The organism is Pseudoalteromonas sp. 3J6 (assembly GCF_903995135.1).
Taxonomy (GTDB): Bacteria; Pseudomonadota; Gammaproteobacteria; order Enterobacterales; family Alteromonadaceae; genus Pseudoalteromonas.
In genome coordinates this window covers 538,188-561,029 of the sequence record NZ_LR877185.1, presented here as the reverse complement: position 1 = coordinate 561,029, position 22,842 = coordinate 538,188, and the positions used below count along the sequence as shown (strand labels likewise).

Annotated in this window: 17 protein-coding genes; 7 read left to right on the top strand and 10 right to left on the bottom strand. The window is 40.1% G+C overall.

The annotated features are described in order from the left end of the window. Window positions 1-41 precede the first annotated feature (41 nt). The 4 genes from P3J6_RS02505 to P3J6_RS02490 form a co-directional block, all read right to left on the bottom strand. Window positions 42-2,114, bottom strand: coding sequence for a S9 family peptidase (locus P3J6_RS02505; protein ID WP_198522166.1), 2,073 nt, complete (start codon window positions 2,112-2,114; stop codon window positions 42-44). 151 nt (window positions 2,115-2,265) lie between these two features. Then, window positions 2,266-2,841, bottom strand: a complete 576-nt coding sequence (locus P3J6_RS02500; RefSeq protein WP_198522165.1) for a chitin-binding protein — start codon at window positions 2,839-2,841, stop codon at window positions 2,266-2,268. Between the two features lie 240 nt (window positions 2,842-3,081). After that, window positions 3,082-6,213 carry an efflux RND transporter permease subunit gene (locus tag P3J6_RS02495; RefSeq protein WP_198522164.1) on the bottom strand — a complete coding sequence of 1,044 codons (3,132 nt, stop codon included), beginning with the start codon at window positions 6,211-6,213 and terminating at the stop codon, window positions 3,082-3,084. A 13-nt stretch (window positions 6,214-6,226) separates the two neighbouring features. Continuing rightward, complete coding sequence (locus P3J6_RS02490) at window positions 6,227-7,405, bottom strand: efflux RND transporter periplasmic adaptor subunit (RefSeq protein ID WP_198522163.1); 1,179 nt, start codon at window positions 7,403-7,405, stop codon at window positions 6,227-6,229. A gap of 290 nt (window positions 7,406-7,695) precedes the next feature. On the opposite strand from P3J6_RS02490, the gene P3J6_RS02485 reads away from it, so the two are divergent. After that, window positions 7,696-10,206, top strand: a complete 2,511-nt coding sequence (locus P3J6_RS02485) for a zinc-dependent metalloprotease (RefSeq protein WP_198522162.1) — start codon at window positions 7,696-7,698, stop codon at window positions 10,204-10,206. Window positions 10,207-10,257: 51 nt separating this feature from the next. Here the strand turns inward: P3J6_RS02485 and P3J6_RS02480 are convergent, their stop codons facing one another. After that, the gene (locus P3J6_RS02480; protein WP_198522161.1) at window positions 10,258-11,046 is read right to left on the bottom strand and encodes a PhzF family phenazine biosynthesis protein; all 789 of its coding nucleotides are present in this window, start codon (window positions 11,044-11,046) and stop codon (window positions 10,258-10,260) included. A 65-nt stretch (window positions 11,047-11,111) separates the two neighbouring features. Further along, on the bottom strand, window positions 11,112-11,726 hold the full coding sequence (locus P3J6_RS02475; protein WP_198522160.1) for a PQ-loop repeat-containing protein: 615 nt from the start codon (window positions 11,724-11,726) through the stop codon (window positions 11,112-11,114). Between the two features lie 271 nt (window positions 11,727-11,997). On the opposite strand from P3J6_RS02475, the gene P3J6_RS02470 reads away from it, so the two are divergent. After that, window positions 11,998-13,131, top strand: coding sequence for a PepSY-associated TM helix domain-containing protein (locus P3J6_RS02470; RefSeq protein ID WP_198522159.1), 1,134 nt, complete (start codon window positions 11,998-12,000; stop codon window positions 13,129-13,131). A gap of 58 nt (window positions 13,132-13,189) precedes the next feature. Here P3J6_RS02470 and P3J6_RS02465 read toward each other — a convergent pair whose 3' ends face one another. The 4 genes from P3J6_RS02465 to P3J6_RS02450 form a co-directional block, all read right to left on the bottom strand. Continuing rightward, complete coding sequence (locus P3J6_RS02465; RefSeq protein WP_198522158.1) at window positions 13,190-16,003, bottom strand: TolB family protein; 2,814 nt, start codon at window positions 16,001-16,003, stop codon at window positions 13,190-13,192. Window positions 16,004-16,155: 152 nt separating this feature from the next. Beyond that, a complete protein-coding gene (locus P3J6_RS02460) occupies window positions 16,156-17,706 on the bottom strand; it encodes a PH domain-containing protein (protein ID WP_198522157.1) in 1,551 nt (516 codons plus the stop codon). After that, window positions 17,696-18,241: a PH domain-containing protein gene (locus tag P3J6_RS02455; RefSeq protein ID WP_198523770.1), complete on the bottom strand. Its 546-nt coding sequence runs from the start codon at window positions 18,239-18,241 to the stop codon at window positions 17,696-17,698. The genes P3J6_RS02460 and P3J6_RS02455 overlap by 11 nt, the downstream gene beginning before the upstream one ends. A gap of 5 nt (window positions 18,242-18,246) precedes the next feature. Further along, the gene (locus P3J6_RS02450) at window positions 18,247-19,101 is read right to left on the bottom strand and encodes a D-hexose-6-phosphate mutarotase (RefSeq protein ID WP_198522156.1); all 855 of its coding nucleotides are present in this window, start codon (window positions 19,099-19,101) and stop codon (window positions 18,247-18,249) included. Window positions 19,102-19,496: 395 nt separating this feature from the next. Between P3J6_RS02450 and P3J6_RS02445 the strand changes: the two genes are divergently transcribed. The 5 genes from P3J6_RS02445 to P3J6_RS02425 all read left to right on the top strand — a co-directional run bounded on the left by P3J6_RS02445 (window position 19,497) and on the right by P3J6_RS02425 (window position 22,634). After that, entirely contained in the window at window positions 19,497-19,979 is a 483-nt protein-coding gene (locus P3J6_RS02445; protein ID WP_008112832.1) for a MarR family winged helix-turn-helix transcriptional regulator, read from the top strand. 138 nt (window positions 19,980-20,117) lie between these two features. Next, the gene (locus P3J6_RS02440; protein ID WP_138608635.1) at window positions 20,118-20,513 is read left to right on the top strand and encodes a YbaN family protein; all 396 of its coding nucleotides are present in this window, start codon (window positions 20,118-20,120) and stop codon (window positions 20,511-20,513) included. 102 nt (window positions 20,514-20,615) lie between these two features. Beyond that, window positions 20,616-21,248, top strand: a complete 633-nt coding sequence (locus P3J6_RS02435; RefSeq protein ID WP_138608665.1) for a PepSY-associated TM helix domain-containing protein — start codon at window positions 20,616-20,618, stop codon at window positions 21,246-21,248. Beyond that, window positions 21,248-21,754 carry a DUF2271 domain-containing protein gene (locus tag P3J6_RS02430; RefSeq protein WP_138608633.1) on the top strand — a complete coding sequence of 169 codons (507 nt, stop codon included), beginning with the start codon at window positions 21,248-21,250 and terminating at the stop codon, window positions 21,752-21,754. The genes P3J6_RS02435 and P3J6_RS02430 overlap by 1 nt, the downstream gene beginning before the upstream one ends. A 34-nt stretch (window positions 21,755-21,788) precedes the next feature. After that, the gene (locus P3J6_RS02425; RefSeq protein ID WP_138608620.1) at window positions 21,789-22,634 is read left to right on the top strand and encodes a DUF4198 domain-containing protein; all 846 of its coding nucleotides are present in this window, start codon (window positions 21,789-21,791) and stop codon (window positions 22,632-22,634) included. The last annotated feature ends 208 nt before the right edge of the window (window positions 22,635-22,842 follow it).

Sequence of the window (22,842 nt, the reverse complement as noted above, 5' to 3'; positions counted from 1 at the left end):
GCCTCAGTCATTACTGAGGCTTTTTTGTCACTGTACTATTACTATGACAATGCGATAAAAAAAGCCATTTCTAATGCTTTTTCTTCTAAGCTTTTAAAGCGACCCGATGCGCCACCATGCCCTGCATCCATGTCAGTTTTAAACACTAAAATATTATCATCCATTTTATATTCACGCATTTTAGCCACCCACTTCATTGGCTCCCAATATTGTACTTGTGAGTCATGCAAGCCGGTTGTCACCAGTATATTAGGGTAGTGTTGCGCGCTAATATTATCGTACGGTGAATAGGCTTCAATAATGTCGTAAAAATGAGGGTCATTTGGATTACCCCATTCATCATATTCATTTGTTGTAAGTGGTATGCTTTCATCTAACATGGTGGTGAGCACATCTAAAAATGGCACATGGCAACCCATACCGCAGTAGAGTTCGGGTGCTTGATTTGCTACGGCTCCCATTAATAAACCGCCCGCGCTGCCTCCTGAGGCAAATACTTTACTTTTATCTGCATAACCTTGTTCGGTAAGTGCTTTGGTTATATCTATAAAGTCATTAAAGCTATTTTGTTTATGCTGTTTTTTACCGTGTTCGTACCATGAACGTCCTAGCATTTCGCTACCACGCACATGCGCAATTGCGTAGACAAAACCACGGTCAAGTAAACTCAGTGATGTACTCGAAAAACTAGGATCTATGGTGATCCCATACGCGCCATAACCATATTGAAATAACGGATTTGAACCATCTTGTTTAAAACTATCTTTACGATAAACCAACGACACCGGTACTTTTACCCCATCACGAGCACTGACCATTAATCGCTCTGACTGGTAGTCTCCTGCGTTAAAATCACCGAGTACTTTTTGTTGTTTAAGTAAGGTTTTTTCACCGGTGGTTAAATCAACATTATAAAGCGAGCCGGGAGTCGTTAAGCTCGAATAGTAAATGCGTGCATGGGTTACACTTGGCTCTGGGTTCATGGCAATAGCAGCGTAATAGCAAGGATCATCAAACTCAAGGCTCATTCGCTCGCCGTTATTATTAACCACAACAAAACGTGCCTGGCCTTGTTCGCGCTCGCTAAGCACTAAAAAGTCGTTAAATAATTCAACGCCTTCTAATAATACATTTTCACGATGAGGGGTATGTGTTTGCCACTGGCTTTTATCAGCAATGGTGCTGCTTGTCGCGGTCATTAATCTAAAGTTTTTAGCTTGCCAGTTAGTCACTATATAAAAAGTATCACCAAGCTTATCAATATCAAATTCATGGCCCTCTTCACGCGGTATTAAAGCAGTAAACTCACCTTTAGGCTGATTGGCGTCAAGTATCCACATGTCGTTAGTTTCTGTGCTAGCTAAATCAATAATAATTAAGCTTTCATCACGACTTTTACCTAAGCCCATAAAAAAGCTGCTGTCTTGCTCTTCGTATACCAACACATCTTGGTGTTGCTTGGTCCCTAGCTCATGTCTAAAAACTTGATAACCCAATAAGGTTTTTAAATCCTTTTTTACATAAAATACGGTTTTATTGTCGTTCGCCCAAACAACCTGCCCCTCGGTATTTTCAAGTACATCGTCGAGCATTTTATTATTGTTCAAATCTTTAAAGCGAACCGTGTAAATACGTCTGCCGTCAATGTCCTCAGAGTATGCCATTAATTGCTCATTGGGGCTCAGCGCCACTTCCCCTAGCTCATAAAACTCATAGCCGTTGGCAAGTTCATTAACATCAAGTAGTAACTCTTTATCAGCCATTACCATACTGCTGCTGCGATAATGGCGTGCATATTCATCATCTCCGCGAACCTCTGAGTGATACCAATACTGGCCATCTTTTACCGGTACAGTGTTGTCGTCTTTTACAATGCGACCTTTAAGCTCCTCAAATAATGCATTTTGTAGAGGCTTAATGGCTGCTAGTTGCTCATCACAATAGACGTTTTCTTTTGCTAAATGCGCGAGTATTTCGGCATTTTGTCGTTCATCATCGCGCATCCAATAATAATCATCACTACGTGTTTTCGCGTGAGTTGTCAGCGCATGAGGTTGCTTTTTAGCAATAGGAAAATTAGGCAATAAGCTTAAAGAACAATCAAAAGAAGACACAAAAAAAACCGCTTAAAAAATAACAATGGCGGCCAGTTTATCATAAAAATAAAAAAGCCCACTCATAGTTGAGTGGGCTAAAGCGGTATAAATTCGATAACTAAAAACTACGTGCATTTTATTGTTGTCGTTATACCTAAGGGAAGTTGATTTACTGTATTTGCTGCCAAGCCATAGTCCAGCTCTCGCCAACGCCAGGCTCAAACATAGTGTTATGCTCATCTACACGGCAAAATTCGCTAAATGGCCATGCCTTACACTGGTATATATGCCCAGTTTTTGGCTGTAATACTTTGGTGCCCGCACTATACATATCGCCATTTTGAGGATAAATTGCGTCGTATCCAAGGCTATTTACAGCAATTAATTTTTTATTTTTTTCAGCGCGATTAATATGGACCACCGCGCTACAAATACCACTGCTTTCAAGTGCAAATATTTTGTTATGTCGATACGCAACAACCAATCCTTGCTCTGTCATTCTGCCAGCGCACACCAGTGGAATATGCATATTAATATGCTCAACTACCAGTAAACTCCAAGCATGGGGTTCACCTTGCTCTGGAGAGAGTATTTCATAATCAAAAGCTAGCTGAGATAATTCGCCATGCTCATCGTAAAAGCTCACACTAACCGTATCACCAACAAATAGCTGGCTATACTGATCCAGCCCAAGACAACCAATAGTTAACCATTCTCCACACGCTAATGATGAATGTATAAACACTGCAACACCTTAAAGAATCAAACGTCGCCCATATCATATGGCTTACAACAGGCAAACTAGCTCGTAGGCTAATATGCGTTAACCAATATCGAATGATTTTAATTCGCAATGTTGCAACAATCAAACAAAAGAATGTAATCAAAGTTTAAAAGCAGTACTTAAGTTTAAATTTGCAAGAATAAAAAAAGCCAACCGATTTAACGGTTGGCTTTTTTATTCAACTGCATGATATGTGTGGTATTAACTCACACTCACCTTTTTACTTGCAAACGGGCGTTTAATTAGCGCCCCAATATCAGTTAAAATAATATACAAACACGGCACCAAAATAAGGGTGATTAGTGTTGCAAACATAACAGCAAAACCAAGTGCTACCGCCATCGGTATTACAAATTTAGCTTGTAAACTAGTTTCAAACATAATCGGTAATACGCCAGCAAAGGTAGTAATTGAGGTAAGTAGTATGGGTCTAAAGCGTGCACAGCCTGCTTCAATAACCGAATCTTTTATACTGATACCAGCACGACGCGCCTGATTAATGAAATCAGTCATTACTAATGAGTCATTAATAACTACCCCAGCCGCGGCAATTAAACCAAAGCCCGACATTAAGCTAATGTCTAAGCCAAACCAAAAATGCCCCCATATTGCGCCCGTTAAACTAAATGGAATAACCGACATTACAATTAATGGCTGAGAGTAACTTTTTAGCGGCACGGCAAGTAATATGTAAACTAAAATCATACCGCCAGCAAAAAATAGTAACTGCTCATTAGCTTGAGCTTGTTGTTCTTCAATTGCGCCACCGAGTTCTGACTTAACGCTTGGGTATTCATCTAGTAATTGTGGCAGTAGGTTTTCTTTTACTTGCTTAACCACTTCGCCTGGCTCAATTACTTCTTCGTCTATGTTGCCATACACATAAACAGTACGATAACCGCCTTCACGACGAATATAACTAATACCGGGGGTTTCAGTTAGCTCAACCACATCTCCTAGCAGCACTTCCCTACCTTGTGGCGTGGTGATAACCGCATGCTTAAGTGATGAAAACGCTTCACGGGTAAGTTTAGGGTAACGTACCATCACCCGCACTTCTTCACCGCGGCGAATAACACGTTGCGCCTCGCCACCATAAAAACTCGCACCTACTTGATTTGCAATTGAGGCCAAATCTAACCCTAAGTCAAAAGCGACTGGCTTTAAACTCATTTGCACTTCTTTGCTAGCAGGGTCAATGGTAGAGCTTATGTCGAATAAGCCTTCTTGTTGCTGCAGTAATCCAATAAAGCGACGCCCAGCTTCATTCAATGTATCAATGTCAGAGCCATAAAGTAAATAGCCGAACTCACCGCCACTACCGCCGCCTCCACCGCCAACATCATCTTGAATAGTTAACGATTTAACACCTGCAATATTTGGCATAGCTTCACGCCAGCGGCGCGAAAGCTCAAAGGCATTATAAGGGCGTAAATCTTCATCAACCAATGGCGCTAGTAGTTGCGCCTCTGTACGACCTTGATTAAATACCAATACATCGCGAATCATTTTTTGCCCTTCTTCGCGCGCTGTTTGCTTATCTATTTCAAGCACCATGGCTTCGATTTGGCGAATAGCATTAATAGTTTGGATGTCTGATACGTTATCGTTCATCTCAAGGTTAATTTGCGGGAAGTCATGCGGCACTTTAGGTGATGGGATCATTCTCACCTGATTAGACGATATTAACGCAAAGGTGAAAATTAATAGCGCAACAAAACTAAATAGCACCGTCCAACGCCACTTTATACAAGTAACAATAAACTGCCTATACGGCCCATTTACAAAACCAAAAAAGCGCTTATTAAAGCGCGCTCGCCAACCGTCAGGGTTAATAGGAGAAAAGTGAGTATGCGCAATGTGTGCCGGTAATATCAGCTTAGATTCAATCAAGCTAAATATTAGGCATAATATTACCACCACTGAAATACCTATAAAAAAGGAACTTTCAGGCCCGCTTGAAAGCGTAAATGGTGCAAATACCGCAATGGTTGTTAGTACACCAAAGGTGGCAGGGGTTGCCACTCGTTTAGCGCCATTAACTACATTAACAACACCGCCGCCTTTTTTTTCTATTTCTGTGTAAGCACTTTCACCTATGACTATGGCATCGTCTACCACAATCCCCAGCACCATAATAAAGGCAAATAAAGACACAATATTAATCGTGATACCAAATAATGGCATCAGCATCATCGCACCTAAAAAGCACACTGGTAAACCAATCATTACCCACAGTGCAAGCTTAAAACGTAAAAATAACGAAAGCATAAGGGCAACTAAAATTGCACCTTGCAGTAAATTAGCTTTCATCATGTCTAAGCGCGCATTTAGGTAATAAGTAAAGTCCATTAATGGCTCTATACGTACACCCAATGGCAGTTCTTTATTTTTTTGATCAATATACGCTTTAACCGAATCAGCCACCGGAATAATATTTTGATCTTCTGTGGCTTTTACCGATAAATAAACCGCATTTTCGCCATTAAATTTAAAGTAACGTTCACCTTCAACAAACTGATCTTTGATAATAGCGATATCTTGTAGTAACACTTTGGCACCGTTCGCGCCAATTTTTACCGGAATTTGCCTAAACTCGTCACCAGAATAAAATTGATTTTCTACTCGAACCGAAATAACGCCAGCATCAGTTTTTAGTTGTCCGGCTGAAAAATTAGCCGAATAGCGACGTACCGCATTTGCTACATCCGATAAAGTTAAATTATATTGGCGAAGTGTGTCTGGCTCTATTTCTATGGCAATTTCATCCAATGGCACATCGTTTACCACTAAAGATACATTCGATAACTGCAGTAGTTCGTCTTCAACCTGGTTCGCTATTGGCTTAAGCTCATTTAACGGTAAGTCGGCAACTAATGTCATACCAATTACATCTTGGCGAAACTCTATTTGGCTAATGGTGACTGGTTCCATTCCCGCAGGAAAAGTCGCAATACCATCAACTCGCAGTTTTACTTTATCGAGAACGTCGGTAAGTTCTGCATCGGTATTAATTTCAAGGGTGGCAGAACCGCCATTACGAAATGCGCGATACACCCCTTTTTTAATTTCGGTAATATCTTTTAACGACTCTTCAACTTTTATTAAGATGCTTTCTTCAATTTCCTGTGGCGACGCCCCAGGATAGTTTGCATTCACCGTAATATAGTTAACTTCTATATTCGGAAACATTTGTCGCTGAATAGTAAAATAGCTTATAAGCCCCATGACAATGATAAAAAACATCATCAAATTGGCAGCAACAGAGTTGTTAGCAAAATAAGCAATTAACCCTGTTTGTTTACTGGTATTGGGTTGCTCTGTGTTATTCATAACTCACCCTACCTTAAAGCTTTTCAGTAGATGCATTGTCTGCTGCATCCGTACTTTTAGTCTCTGTCAAACTAGCTACCTTTACTGCCATCCCTTTTTGTGGATATTCTGGTAAGGTAGTAACAAGCTTGTCGTTGGCTTCTAAGCCATCACTGATATAGAAGTATTCACCTTCTTCACGAATTACTTTCACCTTGCGTGGCTCTAATTGCTGCTCATCATTAACTATCCATACAGTTTGGTTATTTACTAACTCTTGCGGTAAACGATAAATATTATTGAGCATAGTACCGGCAAAGTTTACTTGTACATAGGTGCCAAATTTAATTGCAGGTTGCTGGTTAGTAAGCCCATAAGGGTCTTCAATTCGAATCACTAGACTACTCATACGGGTCGCGTTATCTACAATCCCTAAGTCGCGATCTATCGCTGCTTGGCGAGTAAACCCATTTAATCCTGTTTTAATAACAGTTGCCTTTACCCCTTTAACGCGTTCAGGTAAAAACACACTATCAAAGCCTGCAATAGGAATAATCACCTCGGCCGTTTCAATATTATTCAGCTCGGCAACTTGAGCGCCCATAGTGACAAACTGACCAACACCTACATTACGACTCACCACTAGTGCATCATATGGTGCGCTCACTTCGCAATTATCTAAATCGCGTTGTGCCCTTTTTAATGCAGCTTGCGCCGATTTAACAGCGGCCTGCGCACTCAACACTTGTGGTTTACGTAAAAATAAATCTGTACGCGCTTTATTTGGGAAACGTTTTGCTTCATCTTCTGCAACTTTAGCTTGCGCTTGCTCTTCAATTAACATCGCTTGCGCGCGGGCAAGTTCAGCCTCGGCTTGCAAAACTGCGGCTTCGTAGTTATCTTTTTCAATTGTAAATAGGGTTTCACCGCGGCCCACAATCCCACCGGCTACAAAGCTCGGATGCCAGCTAACTACCTCACCGGATACTTGAGCTGAAAGCTGGGTATTTTCAAGCGGCTGCACTTCACCATAACTATTAATAATAACTTGATGATTATTTGCGGAAACGGCTTCAACCTGCACCGTTGGACGGGTGTCTATGACTTCTTTTTTATCTGACTCTTTTGCAATCGCATTAATTGCAGCAAAACCGGCCACACCTAATGCCAATGCTACGAACGGAAAAATCCACCTAAGTACATTACCTTGCATCTTTTTTTACTCCCAAATTACTATTAGCACCATGATACCAAAGCTTAATGAAACATTAACGTGACATTTGTAAGCAACTGTTACAAAAAAGTATAGGCAAGGTCTTGCTCGATAAAGCATAAACCCTTAGAAAGCCTCGTGGATTCGCTCTATAAATGTATTGTTACAAATTTTTACCATTATAAATCATAAAGCTAAATACTTTGAGTTAGTATTTAGCAAAGATGCTGTGCGAAACCGCATGACACACCGTACAGTAAAATCATATTAACAACTACAAAAGACAAACTATGAAATTAACCGCACTTACCTTGGCGCTTAGTATAGCGCTTGGTAGTAGCTATACTGTTGCTGCCGAAAAAAAAGAAGAAAAAGAGCCACACACATTAAGTGAAATGATTGAAGGCCAAACCGAATTTGTTGGCATTTTTAATCTTTACCAAGATAAAAAAACTGGCGACCACCTAATGGTAATTAACGAGTCACAACTCGATACTCCTTTTGTTTATTTTGCACACACCATTGACGGCGCGACTGATGCGGGCCACTTTCGTGGCGCGTACCGTGAAACAAAGTTAATCGAATTTAGAAAATACTTTGATCGTATCGATATTATTAGCAAAACCCCGCGCTACTTATTTAACGAAAATAGTGCGCTAGCTAAAGCCAGCGAGGCAAACATTAGCGAAGCAGTACTTGCAAGTATAAAAATAGAAAAGCAAGAAGAGGGTAAAATAGCCTTTAATGTTAACAAGCTATTTTTAAGTGAAGCCCTGCATAAAGTATCGCCAACACCTAATCCGAACGATAAAAATGCTAAAAAGCGTTTTAAAGTAGGTAAATTAGATGATAAAAAATCACGTATCATCAAACAGCGCCCATACCCTAACAACCTAGATCTGGTGGTTGATTATGTTTTTACTAATAGTAGCCCAACCGTTCGAGGCTCAGGTGCGATAAGCGATCCACGAAGCGTGTCAGTAAAAGTACAGCATTCATTTGTGGCTTTACCTGAAAATAGTTATCAACCTCGCCTTGATGATGCGCGCATTGGTTATTTCACCAATCAGTTTGATAAAATGACATCAACTGACTGGGCGCCATATCAAGATGTAATTAAGCGTTGGGATCTACAAAAGAAAGATCCAAGTGCTGCACTTTCAGAGCCAGTAAAGCCAATTACTTGGTGGATAGAAAATACCACGCCTATTGAGTGGCGAGATACAGTACGTGACGCTGTACTTGCTTGGAATAGCTCATTTGAAAAGGCTGGCTTCAAGAACGCACTGGAAGTAAAAGTACAACCTGATGATGCCGATTGGGATGCTGGCGATATTAACTATAATGTACTGCGTTGGACTTCATCACCTAAGCCGCCTTTTGGTGGGTACGGGCCAGCATTAGCTAACCCGCTAACCGGTGAAATTTTAGGCTCAGACATCATGCTTGAGTTTGTATTTATGAAAAACCGCTGGATATACGACACACTGTATACTCAAGGCACTATGAGCTATACCCAACCAGGAAGCAACACTGAGCTTAATTGCTCTTTAGGTCATGAATTACAACAAAACCTAATACTTGCAAAAGGCTTAGCGAATGGCGCTGATATTGAAGATACTGAAATGTTACGCCAAGGCTTAACTCAGCTGGTTTTACATGAAGTAGGGCATACTTTAGGTCTTAATCACAACATGAAATCTTCTATTTTGTGGGATGAGAAAGAAGTTCACGACAAAAGTAAAACCCAAGGTATAGTAACCGGCTCAGTAATGGACTATGCGCCAGCAAATATAGCGCCAACGGATGTGACTCAAGGCGATATTTTCCAAACTAAACCAGGTCCGTACGATGATTGGGCAATAAACTACGGCTATAGCGCAGCACTTAAAGATGAAGCAGCAGAACAAGCTCGTCTTGATAAAATACTTGCTCGCTCAAGCGAACATGCGCTTGCCTTTGGTAATGATGCCGACGACATGCGTGCTCCTGGGCGCCATATAGACCCTCGCGTGATGATAGGTGACTTGTCGTCTAACCCTGCAGCTTACGGGGCAGATAGAATGGCCCTGATCAATACTCTCTTTTCAGAACTTAAAGATAAAGCCACAGTAAAAGGCGAGTCTTACCAACAGCTTGTTACTTCTGCTAACAGCCTATTTGGCCAATACCGTGCACAAGCAGGCGTGGTATCTCGTCAAATTGGTGGGGTTTATGTAGAGCGTGCTGTCGTAGGTGATGAAAATGCAGCTAAGCCTTTTACACCGGTACCACTTGAGCGCCAAACCCAAGCAATGGCTATTTTAGCTGAGTATGTGTTTGCTCCAAATGTACTGCAAAGCATGCAGCCTTTGTATAACTTTATGCAGCAGCAGCGCCGTGGGTTTAATCATTATGGTAAAAACGAAGACCCTAAACCGCATAAAATGATTTTAGGCATGCAAAAAGGTGTGTTAGCGCAACTACTGCATCCTGCTGTGTTACTACGTATTTCAGACACTGCTTTATATGGAAATGAATACAGCCTTACGCAATTTATGGAGGATTTAACTGCAAGTATCTTTGTTGATAGCAAAAACGCTAATTCAATCAGTCATAACTTACAGATTGAATACGTAAATCAGCTTATTGCAATTGCAGGCTTAGAAAAAGCAAGTAAATACGATAACTTAGCGAAAACAGCCGCGCTATATCAGCTAACTCAAATAGCCAATCAAGATGTTGCATGGGGCGCTGATACCGCAACCAAAGCACATAAAAAGTATATCGACCGCTTAATTAGCAAAGCGCTAGAAGCGTAAATAACACTGAGTAAACCAAGGCCACGTTTTACGTGGCTTTTTTACACTAATTCAAAGGTAAATAGTACCTTTTAGGTATCTTACCGCATGACCCGTTAATGTCACTGTTGTACTGCCCACTTCACAATGTAACTTCCCACCCCGTTGTGAAGCCTGATAAGCATTTAAAGAGTGTTTGCCAAATTGTTCTGCCCAATAAGGGGCAAGCCCGGTATGAATTGAACCGGTCACAAAGTCTTCATCACCACCACTGGCCGGCCAAAAATAACGAGAAATAAAGTCATACTCAACACTCGGTGCTGTTGCAACCACATCTAATGGGGCTAATTTTTTTAGTTGTTCATTGGTTGTTTTCAGATCTACAACCTGCTGCTCATTATCATAAATAGCAAAATAAGCTTGGCGGTTTTTCAGCACTTTAATAGGTTGTATAGACAGGCCAGCTAATAAAGCATCAGGGATAAGCCGAACCTCTTCAGGGGCTTGTTTAGGAAAGGTCATAGCAAAGCTGCCATCGTTATTTTTATTAACAATCAGTTTGCCCACCGCCTCTGCGCTAAAGCGCACCTGCGATATACTATGTTGCTCACAAAGCACATAGGCCGCTGCTAAAGTAGCATGGCCGCAAAAATCAATCTCCATTAATGGCGAAAACCAACGTATCGCAAAGCTTCCATCTGCCGACTGACAAGTAAAAGCAGTTTCAGATACGTTATTTTCAGAAGCGATATTCAGCATAAGATCATCACTAAGCCACGATTCTAGTGGGATCACAGCGGCATAGTTACCTTTAAACAGTTCACTGCTGAACGCATCGATTTGATGGATAGTTAATTTCATAGTGGGCACTTTTTATTTATTGGTCACTCAAAGTGCCACAAATGAAATTAACGGTCACTATAATTTTATGCCAACACAGGACGTACGCGATAATACTGCATACACGCAAACTGCACCGCATTAGTCAGTAATATCATAACAAACATTAGTATATGCGAAGTACTTTGCACAGGCATAGCAAGCTCTGCAAACAAACCACAGATACCAGCTATAAATTGTAAACTAAAATAGCGAGCACTAAGGTTACTAATATTCCCTGTGCGAAGTGTTTTGTAGGTTTGTGGCATAACTCGTACTGAACTCATGATTAAGCCCACATAGGTTAAGCCATTTAGCACAGTGGCAGTATCTAGGTTAGGGTTTAACAGCAACAAAAAAGGTAATAACGAAAAGCTAAGCATGCCAAGTAACTGCAGCTTCTGACGTTTAGCGGCATTATAACGTGCAAAAAAGTATAAAATTAAACCACTCAATAATCCTGTCGCAAAAAACGGCAAGGCAATATAAAAGCGAGCAAAGTAAAGATTGTAGCTAATAAAGTACACACTTTGCGCTAAACCAAATGTCATCATTAACAGTGATACACCTGATACACTGCGGTTTTTTATAATTTTATTGAGTAACGGTAAAAAACTAAAAACCAAAATAAATACTGACAAAATAGGCAAATAATACGCCAAAGCAAACCTCGCTCGTTACATTGTTGTTAATGAAAAGGAAGAAATAAAACATTTTTTAAACATTTGTTTTTAAAGGCTTTATTTATGTGCGCGCATTGTAGGACTGGCTAGCTTTTATACAAGCTTCACACCAACTTTAATTTCCTCCTGTGGCAACCTGAGTATACAAAAACCGTTACTAAAACTTCACAGTCTCACCCTTTTATAATTGCAACACAAATGATAACTGTTATCATGCGCATATCTACAGATTAACATGCAAGCCTAAGTAATGAGAAAAACACTGTTTAAAGTTCATAGTTGGTTGGCGCTAATTGCCATTATTCCGTTAATTGTTATTAGCATTACTGGCAGTGTTTTAGTGTTTAAAAGTGAAATTGATGGCCTACTGATGCCAGATAAACACTTTGTGGTACAGCAACAAGCTTCACGTTTGCCTATGGACTCATTAATAAATAAAGCCGAAGCAGCCTTTCCTGAATATGTAGTAGGAAGCTGGGAGCTTTTTAATAACAGCACCGCTGACCGGCTTTATTTGGTTAAGCGTGGAACTGACGATTGGTATAAGTTGCATTTAGACCAATACACAGGAGAGGTTTTATCAGAACCAGTAAGCACCACTCATTATTTTACTGACTGGTTTTTAGAGCTCCATTATACTTTTTTACTTAACGACTTAAAAAGCTTACCAGGGCAAACAGGTACCGTATTAGGCTTCTTTTTTGCTCTATTTTTATTAACTTTAGGTATTACTGGCTTAATTATTTACCGCAAATTTTGGCAGCGACTATTTAGCGTACGCTGGCGAGCAACTTTGCAGATAGTACTAAGCGACATTCATAAAATGACTGGAGTATTAGGTTCACCTATCCTTATCGTTTTAGCGATTACCGGTGGCTATTTTAATGGCGCTGTGTGGTATCACGAAGTAATAGAACACGCAGAAGAAGAGCACTACACTATTACAAATAAATTATATAGTGACGACATTTCTTTTGAGCGCATTCTTAATGATAGTAAGCTGCAAATACCCACTTTTAACACTACTTTTTTAGTTTTCCCGCGAGAGCCTGATGAAAATATTACTCTTTATGGCGAAGTAAATACCAGTAATCCACTTACCAGTGAATACGCCAATACCATAACCTACAATAAGCAAACAGGTGAACACATGGCTAACTGGGATATTCGTGAAACCGGAGTTGGTTGGCAAGTAATTGATAGCTTTAGAAAACTACACTTTGGTTATTTTGCTGGGCTTATCAGTAAAATACTATGGTGTATTGTTGGCCTTAGCCCTGTATGGCTCGCTGGTACAGGCTTTTATTTATGGCTTACCCGCCGCAAACGTAAAAAGCACTCACAAAGAAATCGTGTAATGCAGCGAAAAAGCGCTAACGCTTGACAGTATTAATGCTCAGCTAAGTTACTAACTTGAGATAGTAACTTAGCTAAATAAGCTTTTACAATGAATAGTAAAAGCTTAACCACGCGCGCATTTCATCTTCAAAGCTGCCGCCTTCAACACGCGACAGTCCAGCATTAAAGGTTAAATCGTTTACGCCCGCAGGCCCCATTCCGAAGCTAAAATCACCTTGGTATTTTAAGCCATAACTTTGTGCATAAACGCTGTTGCCTAATTGATGTTGCTTATAGTAAAGCCAGGGCATGCCTTCTTTAAAGCTAATGCCACCGCCATAACCTTGATAGCGCTCTGCAGTTGCACTGTAATAAGGCAATTCAGCAGCAAGCACAAACTCGCTACTTTGTTGCTGATTAATCAGGTTAGAGCTAAACCCTCCTAAAGCTAAATTACTATCGTCTCGATGTTTTTGTTCAAAGCTCACAAACATGGGAATATTAAATGCTTTACCAAATACTTTTGTTGCCAAGTCATAACCTTGCCAATGACTATTGTGATTCCGCCCATCATAAATACTGGCATAAATACTCTGCCCTATGGCAAATGCTTGGCGGTCATGTTGCCATTGCTGAGCAATACTCAACCGTGTCCAATTTTTATGGCTATTTTTATAATCTGTATAGTTATAAGCAAGCTCTGGGGTTAACTGAAGCTGGCCAAATTTCAATGAATGGCTTATTGCAACAAAACCACCTCGGGCGTCAATATCAGCGTTTAAGCTAGGTTGATATTGATGTGATGTACCCAAATTATAATCAAATAGCGCAAGCTTAAACTTTGTATTTAACGCATTGTATTTTGCTTGTACAAAGCCTCCATGTAATGCACCGTCATGCAAATCAATGTTATAACCCGCTTGTAAATCAAGTTGCTTTAATAAGTCGCTACTTTTTATACCTACGCTTAGCAAACTGGTTGACGCTGAATAATACTGTGATCCCAAGGCAAACGTCGCTTGCTGATCAAGTACTGCGTAATCGCTTTGCTCTGCTGTCTCATCGGTATATATTTTTGCCGGTGGCAGAGTATGCTTATTTACCATCAACAATGGAGCTTCACTGTTTACAGCGAGATCCGTCACAGCTGTGTGGTTTTTTGTTGTTAGCGTTTTTACATCAAGGCCATCGGCATTAATAGAGAAATAAAGTAGTGAGCCATCTTCAGCCTCAATCGGGTATGCAAGCGCTTCTTGCCCGTTAGTTAAGCATGTGAGGGTATTATTTTTTATATGATAATTATAAATATCAGTTTTATTATTTAGGCCAGCAACAAAATAGATAGACTCCCCATTTTGACTAAAACTCGGCTGACTTAAATACTGATACCCATTAGGCATTGGGACTGACTGCCTAGCATCATCGCCTAAATCTTGTATATACAATTGCCAGTTTTCGTTTAATGACGCTGATAAATAAGTTAATTTTGTTTCATCGGGGCTTAGGGTCGGGTAATCATACGTTGTTTTTAAGCTCTTAGTAAAAAGTGGCGTTATTGTTTGTGTATTAAGATCGACTTTTACTAATTCAGAATACCCAGCTCTTATTTGCTCACCGTAAAGTGTTTCACCATTGCGGGTAACACTAAAACGACGAATACCAGCCAGTTCAGTGAGTTGTTCGACGTTGCCAGTATCTATGTTATAGCTAAAAATGTCAGACACTTTGTTATAAGTCCCCGACTCCTCACTACTGTAGGCATTAAAATAAAGAGTGTTATTGCCTACCCACTGCGGATTGGCAATACCTGCGCGATTTATTTGATTTAATATTTGTTTTTGTTCGCGCTTAAATACACTTGGCGGAGTATCAGGAATATCCTTAGCATCATCTTCAAGTAATTGCTTTTGTGCTTTAGTAAATTGCTGTTGCGCTTTAGTGTTGTCTTCAGTGCTATAAATTATGAGCTTGGTATTACTTTTTTTATCACGCTCCACTATGGCAATTTTGCTGCCATCATCTGAAAGAACGGGGTTGCTAGCGTATAAATCAAGCTTTAACCAAAGCTTGCTATTAAGTGGTGACTCGGTTTGCTCTTGTTGCATTGCTTTATAAGTGTACTCAGCAATAAATCGACGATATAGCTTGGCAGCGCTTTGCCCAAATACACCAGAAAATGCATCATCAAAATCTCGAGACTTAACCGCTCGCATACGAACCCATACGTTATCGACCAACTGCTCTGAGTAATTTTGCTCTAGCCAGTATAAAAACCGACTTCCCATTAAATACGCCATGGAGCCCGCCATAAAGCCTTCATCACTATTTAGTTGCCCATAGGTCGGAAGCGCTCCTTGCTGAGCAAACTCCCTGAGTATTGCCTCAGAATAGTTATCAAAGAGTCGCCCTCGACCCGTCATTTTAGACTCAATTAAGGTGGCGTATCCTTCAGCTACCCAGCGCGGTGTGTCACCATAGGTTAAATCGTAAAGATCCCATACCCCTCTAATTTTTTGTTGCCACTCGCTGCGAGTCGGCTGCGCTAAATGAACTAAGTGAATGTACTCGTGCAGCACTAGTAATTGCTGCCAGCCCGATGAGTTTGAGATTACTGTGTCCGATTGTGGTGGCGTAGTAAAAAGCGCCATAACAGGATTATTAGAGGTTGGTAAGGCAAAGCCATTAGCTGCATTTAAAGGATCAAATACCACCACATCGACGATTTTATCAAGCGCACGGTTTTGTTGCTCAAGCACTTTAGTACGGACAATCTCCAGCTCTACTGCGGTCGATTTAGCAAAATCAGTATGCTCACTGCTAAAGTGAACATTAAAATGCTCAGTATGAATGGTTTGCCAATTGGCTGCGAAGCTTGGTGCAGCCAGTAATAAGGCTGATGCAATGAGTGACTTTTTCACAATAATCCCTTAAATAGTGCTTTTAATAATGCTTAGGGTATTATTAAAAGGGAAAAACGGGCAGTAAAAAAGTGTAATAAAGCATGTGCAAATGTGTATTTACACCTGCTTTATTATTTAACCTGAACTTTAGTTATTTTCAACAAGGGAAGTTACATCCAACTACGAGGATCTGACTCAGCCTGCATCAGTGTAAAATCTATAATGAAGTCAGCATCTTGCTGTTTTAAATATGGGACATACGCACCGCCTGCAGCAAGTTGTATATACAGGCTTTTTAAGCCAGAACGACGCATAAAAAAGGTGCTCACACTGCGAGCGCTTTGTGCTTTGTACAGCTCAAATACTCGGTAATGCACGCCAATCATACCTTTGCGCACCACCATATAAAAACGCCCATCTTGTTGATGAAGGTAATACCCATAACGTTTATAAGATAAAAACACTAACGCGGCTAATACCAAAAATAATGCTAGTGAAATTAATATATTAAGTTGCATAAAGCTAACTAAAAACCCAGAAGCTACGCCCGGTAGCAAGGCATAAAACAGCATATTTTTATATAACAACGCCCTTTCTACTGCTTTAAATGCCAGCTTTTTACTGTCAAACCACGGATAAATCCACTGACACACATTATCAACTTGCTCCTGCGTGAGCACAGGTAACACTAAGGTTTGTTTATTCTTTTTCGCCATACTTGCAGCGCCACCACTGCTGGCTTGCAAACACTCAACAGTAAAACGTTTCAATAGCCTAGCAATTAGGTTTTGCTTAATAACAATCGATTGTACTTTATCTAAACTAATTGATAGTTGATGGCGTTCTAACAGCCCTGCAATACGTTTAAATTTTTTATTTTTAAAATAAAGCTGATAATTATAGAACCGAATGAGCGACATAGTCACCGATAAAAACACCGCTATAAATACCAATACAAAAATCAAAGTAATTACTGCAAATACCGCTGCATTAGCCATCATACCCAGCTCTTGCTGATAAAAACCCTCTATTTTTGTTATAAACTGCTGCTCTAAAAAATCGATTGCCACATTCATAAAAGGGGCAATAGCGGCAAGCGCTAAAATGGCCATGTTCGACATTAAACCAAACTTAGCTATTTCTTTATTTGAAATGAATAAACTATTTTCGTCCTGCTCTTCAATATGAGACTGCGCTGTGTCAGCTACTTCTGCTGATGGTTGCTGCTGTGCTTTGTAGTCAAATACTTGCTTGCGCATTTGCTGGGCATAACCGCTGGTTACTCCCGGCAATACCGCTTCTTGGGCAACACTGCCGGCAGCATCAAAAATGCAATTAACTAAACCTACTGGAGTAAAATAAAAGGGCTCAGCTATGTTTACATTTTGCACTCGAGAAAACTTTAAGGTGAGTCGCTCTTTTTTAAATACGCCTTTATTTAGTAAGATTTCATGCTCGTCAGTAATACAAAAACGAAAACTACGGTAATACAAAAAACAATAAGCAAGCAATGAAGTCAAAGCAATCGCGAGCGCAACTTGCCCCCAAAATAGTTTATTTTCTACCTGGGTAACAAATACCACTAACACAGGCAGTAAATTAAATAAGCCGTCTTTGACAAAGCGAACACTAAAATGCATCACAAAATAAGCCAATGCCCAGGGCGAGACTTTTTGCCAATTAAGTGAAGGTGGCGTCATTTGCGTAGCATCAACACTCACTGGCAGCAACCTCACTCGTGGTTTCATCGTGGCGATAGCTTTGTACAAACTGACGGATATTTTTGCACTTTTCGTGGGTCAGACCGCTAATTTGTAAATCAGCACTCATCCCCCCTGCGCTGTAAAGCCTTAAACTGGCTAAACCCAGTTTTCGCTCTATTGGCCCACGATGTATTTCAATATGCTGCACTCGTGCTAACGGTAAAATAGTTACCTGCTGCCAAATAATACCCTTTTTAAACGCTATATCGTGGGTACGCAATGCACTGCCTTGTAATTTAATACTGAACACGCTGTATAGCATACAAAGTAAAATTAATAGCGGAACAGCAACCAATAAGTAACCTTGCGCCATGGCAGCAAAATCTGTATTAAAATAACAAACAACCGCTAGCACTAAGCAAAAAGGAATGAAAAATAACAACCAATTCAATTTTGCATGCAATAACGCTTTATCGGCAAGCGGCTCAAACACTATGCTTTTATGTTGCGGTAGATCGGTCATTTGTTGATTAGTAAACACACTTTGCTCCATTGGACTTAGCCAAGCCACTTTATTGTTGTCACTAAGGTATGACTTTGTTTTGGCTCAAGCGTAACCGCATCTTCAAGCACATTCGCAGCTTCTAGGCATAACATGCTTTTATAATCATCATCGGCAAAATTTGATAGCCGCTTTGATTTTTCAATCCATGGATTCCATAGTACGCACGACTGCGAGTTTTCTCTGCTAACACTGATCATCCCTTGAGGAGTATCAATTGTTTGAACTGCTGCGGCTTGGGTATAAACCATATCGGTTTCACGGGAAAAGTCGACCACATCATGTTGCTGATGAGGCCCTTGACCAAACTCTATATATTTTGCCCCTTGCAGGCCTGTCACACGGGTATTCTTAATATCTTGTGTTGGAAAGTAAGTATGCAGCGCTTGTGTATAGCTAAATGGTACATTGCCTAAATTAGAGGTGGTTAAACGCACCTCTAATTGCTCAGATAAAATAAACTCAACCCGTAAAGAAGATTGATGCGGCCAAAAGGTAGAGTCTACCTGCCTCATGGGTAATTTTAGGCTAACCGTAACTTCGTCCTCGGTTTCATGCACTTCATCAGCTTGCCATACGAGTGTGCGAGCAAAGCCATGAGCTGGGAAGTCTGTATTTTCATGTTGACCAAACCAAGGCCAACAAATAGGAATGCCGCCGCGAATACTTTTCCCTTCGCTAAAGGTTTCATCCCCAGACACCCACAATAATGGCAATTTACCTTTGGGTGTAAACTCAGTTATTTGCCCACCTTGTAAAAATATTTTCGCCTCACATTGGCGACTATTAATACTAATAAATTCTAAACCGCTATGTGTACGCTCAATACATACTGAGGGTGATAATTGCATTTTATTTCCTTTAACACTGAGACTAATTTTTAATACTTAACCTGAGTTCAGGTTACTTGTACACAAACAATAATGCATGCTTAAAGCATAAGCTACATAGAATAGTTATTTAAATTGAGTTAGTTACTATATTCTTATGCAAAATCAACGGTAAAATTACGACTAAAGCTTTACAACTCTGCCTTTCAACCTAGGGAAGGTTCACAAATAGAATGTTATAAGCATTTAATAAAATAAAGATAATAAATGCTATTTTAATTACTGCTCAAATTAATAAAAGTCAATAAAAACTAATAATAGCTGGCATAAATAACATATATCATTTGAATTCAATTTATTTGATGTGTAACATTTCATGATTACGGCAAATCATTCGCCTTCCATGAGACAAACAAATGCAAAAATATGACGAGTTACTAGTTTCTTTACGCAAGGTGATCCGTGCGATTGACTTACATTCAAAGCAGCTTAATAAAACAGCGGGCTTAACAGGGCCTCAACTGCTTATCATGCAGGAAGTGTCTCAAACTGATGGTATTACCGCCAGTCGTATTGCGCAAAACGTCAACTTAAGCCCAGCAACGGTTACTAATATTCTTGACCGAATAGAGAGCAAAAACTTAGTAACACGTGTTCGCAGTCAAATGGATAAGCGCCGAGTCAGCTTATACCTTACCGAACAAGGTAAGGAACTACTCGAAAAAGCACCTCAGCCATTACAAGAGCATTTTATCGAAAAATTTTCAGCACTTGCTGAATGGGAACAGAGTTTACTACTTTCATCAATGCAACGTATTGCCGCAATGATGGATGCTGATAAGCTAGACGCTTCCCCGCTTTTAGAAGTCGGCGCACTATTTCAAACTCCTAAAGAATAAAACGCAGTATAAAAATAATAAAACCCCTTTTATCGCCTTAAATGACTTAGTTGATAACATGTAACTAAGCCATTTAAGCTTAATTTTATCCTGTAGTTAGCTTACCTTTTACCGTTTAATTTATTAAATAGAGCTGGCGTGAACATAAAAAACGTTTTTATTTATTATAAAAATATCGGCTTTAAATTGCTGGGGTTACTGTGTGTATTACTCGGCATTATTGGTGTTGCCCTACCCGTTATGCCAACCACGCCGTTTTTAATTTTAGCCTTAGCCTGTTTTGCTCGCTCATCTAGCGCGCTTGAATCTTGGCTATTAAACCACCCTCGCTTTGGGACAACATTACAACATTGGCGCGCTCATCAAGTAGTTCCTGTAAAGGCAAAATATGCTGCGGGTCTAGGTATGCTAATAGGCTTTATATTTTTATTATACAGCAGCCCTCCAGCTTGGGTTATTGCCCTAGTTGCTGTGGTTGAAGTGCTGGTTTTAACTTACTTAATTTCTAAGCCCTCAACTCCACCTAAAAACTAGGGTCTGTATAAGCAAAATAAAGTGTAAAGTTTGGTAAATAAATTTGTAACAGCTAATGCAAATCATTATCATCCGTACAAATTAATTAAATTTGCACCTTTTATGCCCTTTGTTAATAAACGCGCTTTATATAGTACGAGTCGTGCTTTACATATCTATATTTCTACCGCTTTGTTTTTTCTACTTATTTTATTTTGTGTAAGCGGCATAGTGCTAAACCACGTTGACTGGTTAAAAAACGATAAAAACAACGGCCAAATTACCGCTGCAATTCCAGCTGAACTACTTACAAAAGCACAAACACAATTAAACACCCTACCTGCTATTTACCCCCAAATAGAAGCTTACCTAGCCAAGCAGTATGGGCTGAATAAAGTAAAAAGCATTGAGTGGGAAAAGCAAGATTCACTGGTCATGCTCGACTACCCATTACCTGCAGGCTACGCCTACGCAGAGTTTGATTTTATTAGTGGCGAATTGTTACTCGATTATCAAACCGGGGGATTTTTAAGTGTCATTGGCGACTTACATAAAGGCCGTTACAGCGGTGATGTATGGAGCTGGGTTATTGATATATCAGCAGTGCTAATGATCCTATTTGCCATCACCGGCATGATTATTTTATTTCAAAATAGAAAAAAACGCTTAGCAGGAATATGGATAACCGCATTAGGTGTAGCAACACCTATCGTTATTTACCTGTGTTGGGTGCCACAAATAAAAGGAGTGTCTTAATGTTTAAAGTTAAACCATGGCTAAGCATCACGCTGTTAGTCGCCGCGCTATTTCAAATTAATGCTCATGCACAATCGTCAAGGTTAGAAGTTGAATTAACCCTCGCCGATTTAAACGTGCAACCTTACCACCGACCTTATGTTGCTGTATGGCTGGAAACGCCAGAGCGTAAACACGTCACAACATTAGCGCTTTGGGTACAAAAAGCGGAATGGTTTAAAGACCTACGCCAATGGTGGCGCAAAGCCGGTAAAAGTAATGCTCAGTTTGATGGTGTCAGCGGCGCAACCAAGCGTGCCGGCACATATACAATTAGTTGGGATGGCAACGATCTAAACGGTAACCCTGTAACGCCCGGTAAATACCTACTTAATATTGAAGTTGTGCGCGAAGAAGGTGGCCGTGATTACAGCCGTATTGAGCTTGATTTAACCCAATCAGAGAAAATAACTATTGAAGGTAAAAACGAATTTACAACCAGCTTTATCACTGTAAGCGCTAGGTAGCCCCTACTTATCATTCAAATTTAAAGGAAAAATAATGAACGTTAATTTATCAAAAATTGCATTAATAGGCGCACTGAGTTTATCGGCGCTAGTCTCAACAGCGGCAAGCGCACATGCCCGTTGGTTACTACCTTCGCACACTTCGCTTTCTGGCGATAAAGCGCATTACGTTATGATTGATGCGAGTATTTCTAACGAAATGTTTGCACCAGATAAAGCCTTTAAGCCAAAAGAAAAAGGCGCAGAGTACGACGACACATTATTAATGGCACTTGCACCAAACGGCGAGAAAGTATCTGAAACCATTCGTGCTTATTACTTAAAGCGCAAGAGCTCAGCAGCAGTAAGCCTCAAAGAAGAAGGCACTTACCACATTGCTATGACGCAAAAGCCAATGTACATGACCTTCTATAAGGACGAAGAGGGTAAACGCAAACGTGTATTTGGTAAAAAAACAGATGCTAAATTACCTAGCAACGCTCAAGGCGTGCGCACCACTAAAGTTATTTCAACAGTAGATACCTTTGTAAGCCGCAACGGTACATCTAAGCCAGCTCTGTTAGGTTTAGGCTTAGAGCTAAGTGGCCCTACACACCCAAATGATTTATTTGTTGGTGAGCAAGCGCGTTTTCAATTACTACAAGACGGAAAACCAGCAGGCGAAGGCATTGAAGTTAATATTTTAAGAGGCGATACTCGCTACCGTAACGAACGTGGCGAAGTAAAAGTAACCACCGATAAAAACGGCTTTTTTACAACAACATGGAACGCACCAGGTGTTTATTTAATAGAAACCGCAACCGAAGTTGATGTGAAGGAAAAAGGCGTAGATTCGGGTCGTTATGCTTTATTTACAACGCTTGAAGTAGCCCCTGAGTAATTATTTAGGCACTTATTTAAACGTATTTTTAAGCCAAGTTTTTAACTTGGCTTTTTTCTGCCTATCACTTTTTTTGCAATCTCTCTTTTACTTTTATTGATTTCGTCACCATTCGCTACAAGATTGCAACAGTAACGATCTAATCGTCTATAACGTACGTAAACAGTGGCCTTACTTATTAAAAACGTGAATAACATAGATGGTTTTT